The sequence below is a fragment of the Tildeniella sp. genome (assembly GCF_059505325.1).
Genome location: NZ_JCACKI010000050.1, coordinates 106,347 through 117,518, shown reverse-complemented (window position 1 = coordinate 117,518; position 11,172 = coordinate 106,347). Strand labels below are relative to the sequence as shown.

The following is an 11,172-nucleotide window of genomic DNA, read 5'->3' as shown; positions in this document are numbered from 1 at the left end:
TCCTGGCAGTTTTTGCGATCGTGTGTAAACCAGATGCGTTTTGGGAAACCTAGATCCAGGTCAGTACTGAAAGGAAGGGGATGTAAATGATCGCAGCCAGTACAAAGTATCGGTTAGTGACTAGAAGTGATTTTGATGGACTCGTCTGCGCCGTTCTACTCAAAGAATTGGATATGATTGACGACATCAAATTTGTCCATCCCAAAGATATGCAAGATGGCAAGATTGAGATTACAGCAAACGATATTACAACGAACCTTCCCTACGTCGAAAGTGCCTATTTAGTCTTCGATCATCACTCTAGTGAAACGATCAGAAATCAAGCGCAAAAAGAGAACTACATCATCGATCCAGAGGCACCCTCAGCCGCCAGAGTGGTCTATGAACACTTTGGCGGGCAAGAGCGCTTTCCTCACCTTTCGCTCGAAATGATGGCAGCCGTCGATCAAGCCGATTCGGCTCAATTTTCCGCTACAGAAATCCTCAATCCTCAAGGCTGGACGCTGTTAAATTTCTTAATGGATGCCAGGACAGGATTGGGACGCTTCAAAGAGTTTCGAGTGTCAAACTACAACTTGATGATGCAGTTGATTGAGTGCTGCAAAACTCAGTCGATCGATGCCATTCTGTCGTTGCCTGACGTACAAGAACGAGTTGACCTGTACTTTGAGCAGGAATCGCGCTTTAAAGCACAAATTCAAGCCTGCGCAACTGTTTACGACAATTTAATCGTGCTTGATTTGAGGCACGAAAACGTGATTTATGCAGGCAATCGATTTATGGTTTACGCGCTTTTTCCACAGTGTAATATCTCGATTCACCTCATGTGCGGACGGCAAAAGCAAAACACCGTTTTTGCTACGGGCAAGTCAATCTTTAACCGTTCATCCAAAACTAATATTGGTGAACTGATGCTGAAATACGGTGGTGGCGGACATGCCAACGCTGGCACCTGCCAAGTTGACAACGATCGCGGAGAAGCAACATTAAAAGAATTGATTGCACAAATTACCGCTGACGGTTAGCTGAATTGGCATACAGAAGACAACGAGCAGCCAAAATTGAGCGTTAACTACTCAACACTCTGGAAGGGAGATGCAAGCCCAATTGATCTGCCTTGAGCTTCGTGTTAGTGAGAAGCAATGGTTATAGCTATGAACACGTTGACACATTGCAGTAAAAAGCTGAGAACTGCTTGTTTTTTGTCTTTAGTCGGACTGACGCAAGCTTCGGAGGTTTTAACTAAGCATCAAGCATCGTTACCAAGGTAGTCGCTTAAACCTCCAAGGTTTTGGTCAAAACGCGTAAACCCTGCTTAAATAACCTTCTGAGTAGCTTTTGTAGGATGTGTTGGCAACAGCCGTAACGCATCACAAGCCCCAGAAGCAATGCGTAACGCTGCGCTTACACATCCTGTGCAAGAATCCGGTTTGATTAAATTCACGATCCTTAGGACTGCTACCGTAGCGCTGCTGCAACGGAAGGAAATGTCAGTGTTGAAATATTGCTTCAAACAACTAAGGCTCTCTCATTTGCTGACGCAGGCGCTCAAGTTCGCTGTCGGTTTGGGAGCCTAAAGCAGTTTGACTGGGAGGTAATTGAGCCGCTTGCGAACCGCCAGCAAGCTGATTTTTCATGGCAGCAAGTTCAGCTTCAACCTCATCCGCTTCACCAAGGGAGGCAATGCGCTGCTCCAGATCGTCTGTGCCTAACTCTGCAACGGCTTCAGATTGCGCCTCAAGCTGCAAGACTTTTTCTTCCATGCGCTCAAAGGCAGCGATCGCGCCACCTGTACCGACACGCCCCATCATGTCGTTGATCTGCTGAGATGCCTTTGCCGATCGCGCTCTAGCAATGTACAGATCTTTCTTGGTTTTGGCTTCGGAGATTTTACTCTCCAGCTTCATCATATTCTGCTTGAGCTGCGTCACAATCGTAGACTGCTGCTCAATCTGCGATCGCATGGCTTCTGCGGTATCTTGATAGGATTTACGCCGCGTCAATGCCTCGCGCGCCAAGCTTTCGTCTCCTTTTTGGAGCGCCAGTTGAGCGCGACGATACCATTCATCCGAGGTCGTTTGCGCCTGAGAGCCTTGGCGCTCGGTGCGTTTTTGGGTGGCGATCGCTTGAGCAACCGCTTGCCGCAGTTGGATCAAATCCTCCTGCATATCCAGCACGGCTTGCTCCAGGATTTTCTCCGGGTCTTCAGCACTGCTCACCAAGCTGCTCAGATTGGCGCGAATCACTCGCATGATTCGGTCGAAAAGTCCCATACGGCTCTCCAGATGCGACGGTTTTAGCTTTTGAGCACTTAGGCGGTATGACCTCGCTCAAAACGCAAAACTTTTCTCAATCCTACCGTACCTTTTCTGTTCGTACCCCTTACCGTTTGTAGATTTCAGCAGAAGGAAGCCCTTGATCGTGGAGCTTCTGAACGTTTGTCTTCACCTCAGTTTCACTACGCGCGGCACCGAGCTGAACGATCGTTCTGCCATCAGGCAAGGTTCGCACAAAGGCATCCGGTACGACCTTCCTGGCATTCTCCAGGGTCTGGTCGTTTTCAAAGGGAATCCCTACCTTATATTGGTAGGAGCCTACTCCAGCACCGTTGCCACTGGAGGCTGCTGAAGGATTTGTAAGCGGTGCAGGGCGAACCGTTGCGACAGGTGCCTGCGCTGGAGCAAAACGTCGTGGTGCAGGTTGGGACGGTTCAACAGTCCTCACTGTAGAGGGGCGGCTCGGAGCAGATGTCACTGCTGGAATGGGTGCCTGTGGGGGCGCTGAGGGTGCTTGGCTACGAGATAGCTCTACGGGCGAGGTCGGTGCTGCTGTCGTTGGCGAGGCGATCGCTGGCTTACCCGTCGGAGTCACCGTCGGTTGAATTGACGAGGGTAGAGACGATCGACCGGGGTCAAGGACTCCCAAATTGTTTGGATCGAGAAATGGCAGCGCACTGTTGGCAGGATTCGGCGGGAGGGGTGGTGCCGCTGGTACTGGGGGTTGCCCCGGTGCGGAAGAAGACTGGTTCAGCTTAGCCAATGATCCAAGACTGGATGGATTCATAATGACGTAGCCAAACATGGCGCTGGAGAGCAGCAGTAATAGCATAGAACCTAGACCCAGCGGCGTGAGTAGGCTCTGCATGAAGTTTCGCTCTGCCCGCACTTCGGCTTGCTCATCGGCAAGGCTGCGAAGCAGCTCCTCAGAAGACTCTAGATAGTCGCCCAGATTAGGGTCGGCAGCAGGCGTAATCGTATGAGCCTCGTCTCTTTCTGCGGCTAGGGATGAGTCAGCACTGCCGCCCTGCGCAGGAGGCATTGCAGGCGTTCTAAGGGCGATCGCGGTATCAAACGGCTGCGGGTTTGCCGTAAATGCAGGAATGGGTTTATAAGTATCGGGCGCGATCGGTTGCCCAGCCACATCCATCAGACGGTCTTCGAGAGCTGGTATTGGCTGTGTAGTATTCGCACTATTGCGATCGCTGGTAGCCGCAACAGCAATCAGATCCAATTGCTGAGACGGTTGCTTTCGCCTGGCTTGAGGTACTGCACGCCCACCGTTCGCCCGCTGTCGCCTGTAGCGCACCAACTCATCCTCCAGCTGCATATCTAGATTTACCAGAGCAAGACTGAGCACTGGATGTAGAGCGATCGCTGGAGACGATAGGGTAGACGGTTCCACCTTAGAATTTTGACGCATGACGCATTTCCTACCAAAACGCTGACTGATATTAGTGCTTGAAGCTAGTTTTTGAAGTGAATCGTCGCTTAACCAATGGGCTGATTTAAACTAATGGCTGCATAGCTACAGCGGTTGCTTTTTGTCCTAGTTTATAAAAGCTGTGACGCTTCAGACGAAGTTAACTCCAACAGTTTTAGCTGATCCCTAACAATTGCATCGATCCACTTGTGATCCTTGTAGATGCGCTGCCGTCTAGTATTACCGATCGCCAGCCATTTGAGTGCAGACGTTGAGCTAACGTTATACACTTTTTTACGCGTACTCGCACCCCCTTCATGCTTTCGTTGACGCTATGTCCTTTAAATCTGTCGATCACGTTTTGGGTCAACTGGGCGATCGCTATCGTGCCTACAACCAGCAGCACACCCAGCGGCTATTACGGGCTTGGGTAGAAGCCGTTGGACCGGTAGTGGCAGTGCAGACGCGACCACTCTCGATTTATCACGATGTGTTGCGGGTTGCCACCTCCAGTTCTGCATGGGCACAGAATTTGGTTTTTGAGCGTCAGCGCATTTTGACGAAGCTCAACGGCATCCTCTCGTTGTCACTTGTAGACATTCGGTTTTCAAGCGCTCAATGGCAAGAACAGCCACGATCGGCACTGAACGCTTCACTGCAAGCACAGCTGTGGCAGCAACATCCCAGTCGCCTGACAGATACCGTACGTGCCGACACACAACGACCAGAGACGCTGACTGACCCGCTACAGGCATTCCAGCATTGGAGAAAGCTCATGCGATCGCGCACCCAAAATATGCCATCTTGCCCTCGGTGCCAATGCCCCACCCCACCAGGCGAATTGCAGCGTTGGGAAATGTGCTCCCTTTGCATAGCGAAACAATGGTAGAGGTAGCGACTCATCGCTTCGCAAGCATTTCAGGTTGTAGTTTTTTAGAAACCAAAAGCTGAACTTTCAGTAAGCAGGCTGCTGAAAATGTTACTTTTCTAACTGCTAACTTACGTGGTATCACGCTTGTTTTGGGTTAAATGCAGATAAGGTCAGCAGAAATTCCTCAAAGATACGGCTTTCGGAGGATGTTTTGGGATGTAATCTGAGGACAATAACCGCATTTTTGGCTCAAATAAAAGGCTGGCTTGAGCTTGATCCTTTACCTGTTTAAGACAAAATCAGACTGTTTATGACGATTTTGAAGCGATCCCACTAGCAAAAGTGTTGCTCTTGATTGCGTGAAGGTGAAGAGAATCTAAAAGCCTTTTTGTTACCAAAACCGCTCAGATAGTTGCAGCAGAAAGCTTGTAGCGTTTAACCGATCAGATCTACGGAAATGGTTGAGTTCAGAATGAAACTAATAACGCTCTTAAAAGATTCCTTTAGTAATGAAAACCTTACACTCTTCAACGTCTGTTTGTCGGCGCTGTCGCTACTATGAGCCAGAAGGACGGCGCGGAGGACATTGTCAACAGCTAAACGTGAGCGTTCAGGGTGCCTGGTCTGCTTGTGTGCTGGCGATCCCACCGTTTTCTCCAGCGTGGGAGAATTTTGAGGACATTATGCTGTGGCAGCAGAAGACACTGGCTGCGATGGAGGATGCTGCACTGGTAGACTCTCTAGAGCTTGCTGCCTATGCTGACGAGATAGCTGAGGTTTCATCGACCTTGAACGATCGCGGTTCCCTAGAACGAAGTTCCAGCGGTACTGCGCCTCATCAGGTGCTAGAGCCATTGTCAGTCGAACCTAAGCAAACAACGGGAATCAAAGCGCTGTGGATGTGATCCCTTTAGCGAACACTTAGAGGCTGGCAGTCAGGAGTCTGCCTTGTGGAACTCTGCTAGATGTTAGCTGTTTAAATGCTTCAGGCAGAAATGTCGCTAAGGATCGTGGATTTAATAAAGTAGGGTGTGTTGTACCATCTCACTAAACTGTGGCTACACAGGTACGCTTCGGCTGGCGGTCAGCGGTCAGCGGTCAGCAGCAAAAACGAATCTGTAAGGCGATTTTATAGAATTGGTATAAAGCCTTCGGCATGGCTTCGCTAAAGGCAACGCCGTCACGCACCAAACGCTGATCGATGGGTGAGAGCGCGATGAGCTGATTTACAGTCACCGCTAAGAACCACTGACGATCGCCTTTCTGACTAAAATCACTGTACAGTCACAGTGCCGGGTAATCGTCTCAGGGATATTGCCTTGAATTGCCTGCTGGAGTAGTCCTTCTCGACTGGCACCAACGACAATCACATCGCACTGATCGTTCTGCGCCATGTCAATGACCGCGTCAGAAACTGAGTTTGCACAGACGGGGAGTGTGATCACGCTGGTCTGGAGGCGCTGCCTGAGGAAACTTGCATCCTCTTCCAACAGGAGTTGGCTTTGGGCATCGTCAGATGGGTGGAAGACTTGACAGAGACGAATCTCAGGGTTCTGGCTGAGAGTCACCAGAGCTGGCAGTAGTTTCAGCGCGTGCTGCGAATTGGGTCCCCCCGCGATCGGCAGCAGCCATCGGTTCCAACCCATGACATGTTGCCCATGATCACTGGGTGCTGCGGCGACTATCGGCGAAAGCCTGCCAGCGGTTTCACCCAGTTTTACTAGCACAACATCGCAGCTTGCCTGCCGAATCATCGTATCGACGACATCACCAAAAATCCGACCTGGTGTAGAGGTGCTACCCTTCCAACCCATCAGCAGCAGATCGATGTGCCGATCGCTGATCGTGTCTAAAATTGCCTGGTCAGTACTCTGTGCCGCTCGAATTTGCGTGTGTACCAAAATGCGTTTGGCGTTACCCTGCCTGACAGCTTGCCTTAAAAGACGGCGGCTCAAAGTTGTATTCACGGTCACTTCTGCTGGTGACGCGTGACGCGGTACGGGAATCACCTGCAAGCATTCGACCTCATACTGACGTTCCTGGGCGATCGCAAAGGCTAACTTGAGCATCCTGTTGGCGGTTTGAGGATTGCTGAGCGGTAAGAGCAACCGACCCCGACCCGTTGCAGGCGCTCGTGTTTGGTAGACGACATAGGACGGTTCCACTCTGGGTCCCAAGTGATCGGAGCCACCACGGAGCTGGTCAGATTCGACCTGTAAGATATCGCTACGAGTAATGATCCCCACGAGTTTGCGATGGTCTGTGACTGGCAAGCGCGAAAGCTTGTAGCGAGAGAGCAAGTAGAGGACATGACTCAGCGTATCGGGCGGACTGACGGTAATGGGCTGCGGTGTCATGATGTCTTTCAACGAGGCAGTGCCCGGTAGCTGTCGCTGTGCTACTTTGTCGAGGTCAGTCAAGGTGACAATGCCAACCAGACGGCTGTCATCCACCACTGGAAAGCCACGATGGTGCGATCGCGCGAATGCCTGCATCACATCATCTAACATCATTTGGCTGCTCAAGGTTTCGACTTTTTGCTGCATCACGTCCGCAGCAGTAAGCCTTGCCCAGAGACCATCCTGTACCACGGCTGGCTCAATGCGAATCCCTTTTAAGTCCAACAGATGTGTATAGATTGAGCCTGGAAACAACCGCTCTGCTACCAGGTAGGCTGTCACAGAGCTAATCATGAGCGGCAGCACCAGGCTGAAATTCGTCGTGATCTCAAAGACGATGACGATCGCCGTAATGGGGACTCTGGCAGAAGCTCCCAGAAAGGCTCCCATCCCCGTCAGCGCGTAAATCACTGGTTCGCCACCGAGAAATACCTGCTCAGCCATGCCCACAAGATGCCCCAGCGATGCGCCTAAAATCATGCTGGGAACGAACAAGCCCCCTGGCACCTCTACGCCGCAGGCAATCATGGTTAAACCAAACTGCACCACAAACGCAAATGCCACCATGCGCCAGTCGGTTTGGCTGCTGGTGAGAAAAACTTCCAGCGCATAGCTATCGCGGAAGGGTACAGGTAGAAGGGCGATCGCTGTGCCCGACACCAGCCCCGCCAGACCAATGCGCCACATGAGACTCACCCGTAGAGTCTGACGGCACCAGCGAATGCTATAGAGAATGCCGTGATTGAAAAGTGTCGACAGCACACCTGCCAGCAAACCCAAAACGAGAAAAAAGGGAATTTCTGCCAGCGAAAAACTGGTCTGATAGCTAAGTGGATTGACCCCTAAGTGCAAGTTTGGTCCAGCTAACACACGCGATGTCACGCCACCAATAAATGATGCCAGGATCGCCGTACCCAGCGTCAAATTGGAGAAATCCTGAAGGAGTTCCTCAATGACGAACATTACGCCCGCGATCGGCGCGTCGAAACTGGCAGCCAAGCCCGCTGCTGCACCTGCCGCAATCAGTTGACGCTGATGTTCGGGTGAGGCAGGCAGCCAACGGCTCAACTGTGCTGCTAACGCTGCCCCAATCTGAATTGTGGGTCCCTCACGCCCCAGCGCGAATCCAGAACCTAACGCTAACGTTGTGCTGACCAGCTTCACCACAGCCACGCGAAGATTGAGCGCGATCGGCACATACGCCAATGCCGCTTTCACTTGCGGAACACCGCTACCCGATGCTTCTGGAGCCGCTCGTTCAACCAGTAAGCCAACTAAAAGCCCACCAACCAGCCCAACCGTTGGTATCAGTAACCAGGTGGGCAATGCCAGCGCTTCTTTCAGCCGCCAGCCACCTAACCAATGAATACTTTGCTTCAGCAAAACGGCTGCCAGCGCAGCAACAAGACCGATTAAAATTGCCTCAAGAATTGCCAGCCGCTTAGGAGTCAGCAGGAGGGCGATCGATTTGAACGTGATCGGAAACGGCATTAGCCAGCGCTCATGAAGATCTCTGGAGTTACTGCTGCCAGACTGTCTATGGGCAGCACCGTTAGTTTAGCCAATCACTCAATCGTGCACACACTCACTTCAGCCAACCGCAATGCCGACTGCAACGCAATCTATCACTGACTCAATTAATACGCCCCGTTGTCTTTTGGGTAGAGGATGACACCGATCGTGCGGGCGACAATCCACAAGTCCATTAAGAAACTGCGAAAATTGACGTAATAGATATCAATTTGAACACGCCTGGGATACGGAATATCATTCCGTCCAGAGACCTGCCACAGCCCCGTAATACCTGGACGAATGCTGAAGGCGCGATCGGCGTAGTTGCCGTAGCGTTCCAATTCTTCCGTTACCACTGGGCGAGGTCCCACAACGCTCATATCACCCTTGAGGACATTTAAAAACTGCGGGAATTCATCCAGGCTAGTAGTGCGCAGAAAGCGACCAATACGAGTAATGCGTGGGTCACGCCGCAACTTAAAATTGCTTTGAAATTCTTGACGCAGCCTGGGTGAGGTTTCCATCATTTCCACCAGTACCTCATCCGCGTTTCGCACCATCGTTCTAAACTTAATGCAGCCAAAGGGTTTGTAGTTCTTACCCACGCGCTCTTGGACGTAAAAAACGGGACCGCGGGAACTCAGCGCAATGAGAACGATCAACAGCAGGTAAACCGGGGCAAAAACAATGAGAACCGTTAAAGAAAAGGCAACGTCAAACAGCCGTTTAGCAAACGCTCCATTTAAAGCATGATCAAATAGCGGTATCAAACCACGCTTTAAGAGTGCACGAATTGTCTTGCCAGAGATTAATTGGCTTTCGGCAGTCATTTTACTCCTTCACACATCCACACCACACAGTCATTATCATAAAGCCACTCACCCTATCTACACAGTTTTTGGTGTTAATTCAAGTGAAAAACTGCGACGATCGCATGAACCAGTCGTTATTTTCAGAGTGAAAGTTGCTGCTGGAATTCTCTGTAACAGCGCTCCAGAAAGGCTTGGTAGTGGTCTTGAAAGACACTGGGACTGAAGGATAGCGCGTGCGATCGCACGATGTCTGGATTTAGTGCTGATTGATACTGTTCAAACGCGTTCACCGCATCGACGATCGCGGCTTCAGTCTGTTCATAAAACAGTAAGCCCGTGCCCATCTCACCATATTGTTTGACATCGCGCACGGTCTCTAAAGTTCCCCCCAAGCCATAAGCAATGACGGGCGTACCACATGCCTGAGCCTCTACCGGAGCAATGCCAAAATCCTCAAAGGCAGCATAAACAAACGCTTTTGCCTGTGCCATATACTGCTCAACCACCGCATCAGGCTGCCAGCCCAAGATCTGGACATTCGGTTGTGCCAGTTGCTGCATGCGCTTGAGTTCTGGTCCTCCACCAATCACCACCAGTGGTTTTCCTAACTGGTTGAATGCTTTCACGATGAGCGAGATTTTTTTGTAGCTCACCAGACGCGAAACGGTGACATAAAAGTCCTGCTTGTGCGCCTGGAAACGAAACCGATCGGTATTCACGGGTGGATAAATCACTTCTGCCGAACGACGATAACAGCGCCAAATGCGCCGTGCCGTATGGTGAGAGTTCGCAATGAAATAATCGACCCGATTTGCCGAGAGCACATCCCATTGGCGCAGACGGTGCAGCAGGTAGCGCGTGAACCAACCCGGCACACCCTGACCAGCACTGCTGTTTTGCAAATAATCGAAGGTCATATCCCACGCATAGCGCATCGGTGCATGACAGTAGCACACGTGCAGTTGATTCGAGCCAGTGAGAACGCCTTTGGCAACCGCGTGTGACGATGACAGGATCACATCGTAGCCACGCAGGTCAAGCTGCTCGATCGCCAGCGGCAGCAACGGCAAGTATTTTTGTACGCCCCTGCGGGCAAACGGAAAGTGCTGCAAGAACGTGGTGCCGATCGTGCGCTTAAACAGATAGCTCTCAGGGTTCGTCGATTCAAAATCAATCAGCGCATAGACATCTGCATCTATATGCTTGAGCATTTCCTGCACGACCAGTTCGGAACCGCCCGTTGCTTGAGGTGTCAGCCATTCATGCACCAGTGCATACTTCAATGCCACAGCAGCTTGTACTATCTCTTAGACCGTTTACTCTGGTGCAACTATAAACTACTGGGGGCGACAGCAATCCTATTTGCTTTGGCATAGCGATCGGGTAAAGCGGTCAGCGGTCAGCGGTTAGCTTTCAGCGGTTAACTCTTAGGAACAAGGATAATCCCCTGCAATGTTGCCTCACTCTAGCTCTCTCCCAAAGGAGAAACAGAATCTGGCTCCCTTCACCTTGAGGAGAAGAGTTGGGGATGGGAATGGCAGCGATCGCAACTCTCACAGGTCACTCAAGCCACAGTCCTCAGCTTTTTATTAACGCTTACGCTGACCGCTGACCGCTGACCGCTTACGCTAACCGCTGACCGCTTACGCTAACCGCTGACCGCTGACCGCTGATCGCTAATAACTAAACCACGCTCCATAAAAAAGACCAGCACAAAGGCTGGTCAAAATACAGAATACGTTGCTCTCTTGAAGTGGAAGAAACCAATCTGTGCGTTCCCAAACGTACAGCGGGCTACTAATTTTTAGTATTCCCTCGGTTCGGTCTTATTGTAGCAAGATACACATACTTTTTTTCATAAAAATTTACGCTCTTTAGC

General features: G+C 51.0%; 8 protein-coding genes. 3 read left to right on the top strand and 5 right to left on the bottom strand.

Annotated features, from left to right (window positions below; all coding sequences use genetic code 11):
• Positions 1 to 86 precede the first annotated feature (86 nt).
• Positions 87 to 1,025, top strand: a complete 939-nt coding sequence (locus AC5JO6_RS16940; protein WP_496082241.1) for an exopolyphosphatase — start codon at positions 87 to 89, stop codon at positions 1,023 to 1,025.
• 492 nt (positions 1,026 to 1,517) lie between these two features.
• Here AC5JO6_RS16940 and AC5JO6_RS16935 read toward each other — a convergent pair whose 3' ends face one another.
• Both AC5JO6_RS16935 and AC5JO6_RS16930 read right to left on the bottom strand, forming a co-directional pair.
• On the bottom strand, positions 1,518 to 2,273 hold the full coding sequence (locus AC5JO6_RS16935; RefSeq protein WP_496082240.1) for a PspA/IM30 family protein: 756 nt from the start codon (positions 2,271 to 2,273) through the stop codon (positions 1,518 to 1,520).
• Between the two features lie 109 nt (positions 2,274 to 2,382).
• A complete protein-coding gene (locus tag AC5JO6_RS16930; protein ID WP_496082239.1) occupies positions 2,383 to 3,699 on the bottom strand; it encodes a hypothetical protein in 1,317 nt (438 codons plus the stop codon).
• A gap of 334 nt (positions 3,700 to 4,033) precedes the next feature.
• Between AC5JO6_RS16930 and AC5JO6_RS16925 the strand changes: the two genes are divergently transcribed.
• Positions 4,034 to 4,588, top strand: coding sequence for a DciA family protein (locus tag AC5JO6_RS16925; protein WP_496082238.1), 555 nt, complete (start codon positions 4,034 to 4,036; stop codon positions 4,586 to 4,588).
• 491 nt (positions 4,589 to 5,079) lie between these two features.
• Entirely contained in the window at positions 5,080 to 5,475 is a 396-nt protein-coding gene (locus AC5JO6_RS16920; RefSeq protein ID WP_496082237.1) for a hypothetical protein, read from the top strand.
• A gap of 333 nt (positions 5,476 to 5,808) precedes the next feature.
• Here AC5JO6_RS16920 and AC5JO6_RS16915 read toward each other — a convergent pair whose 3' ends face one another.
• The 3 genes from AC5JO6_RS16915 to AC5JO6_RS16905 all read right to left on the bottom strand — a co-directional run bounded on the left by AC5JO6_RS16915 (position 5,809) and on the right by AC5JO6_RS16905 (position 10,582).
• A complete protein-coding gene (locus tag AC5JO6_RS16915; RefSeq protein WP_496082236.1) occupies positions 5,809 to 8,460 on the bottom strand; it encodes a chloride channel protein in 2,652 nt (883 codons plus the stop codon).
• A gap of 146 nt (positions 8,461 to 8,606) precedes the next feature.
• Positions 8,607 to 9,311, bottom strand: coding sequence for an undecaprenyl-phosphate galactose phosphotransferase family protein (locus tag AC5JO6_RS16910; RefSeq protein ID WP_496082235.1), 705 nt, complete (start codon positions 9,309 to 9,311; stop codon positions 8,607 to 8,609).
• 122 nt (positions 9,312 to 9,433) lie between these two features.
• A complete protein-coding gene (locus AC5JO6_RS16905; RefSeq protein WP_496082234.1) occupies positions 9,434 to 10,582 on the bottom strand; it encodes a glycosyltransferase in 1,149 nt (382 codons plus the stop codon).
• Between the last annotated feature and the right edge of the window lie 590 nt (positions 10,583 to 11,172).

Coding starts and splice junctions, on each gene's coding strand:
- AC5JO6_RS16925 (WP_496082238.1), top strand. CDS start 4,034: ATGTCCTTTAAATCTGTCGATCACGTTTTGGGTCAACTGGGCGATCGC.
- AC5JO6_RS16920 (WP_496082237.1), top strand. CDS start 5,080: ATGAAAACCTTACACTCTTCAACGTCTGTTTGTCGGCGCTGTCGCTAC.
- AC5JO6_RS16910 (WP_496082235.1), bottom strand. CDS start 9,311: ATGACTGCCGAAAGCCAATTAATCTCTGGCAAGACAATTCGTGCACTC.
- AC5JO6_RS16930 (WP_496082239.1), bottom strand. CDS start 3,699: ATGCGTCAAAATTCTAAGGTGGAACCGTCTACCCTATCGTCTCCAGCG.
- AC5JO6_RS16915 (WP_496082236.1), bottom strand. CDS start 8,460: ATGCCGTTTCCGATCACGTTCAAATCGATCGCCCTCCTGCTGACTCCT.
- AC5JO6_RS16940 (WP_496082241.1), top strand. CDS start 87: ATGATCGCAGCCAGTACAAAGTATCGGTTAGTGACTAGAAGTGATTTT.
- AC5JO6_RS16935 (WP_496082240.1), bottom strand. CDS start 2,273: ATGGGACTTTTCGACCGAATCATGCGAGTGATTCGCGCCAATCTGAGC.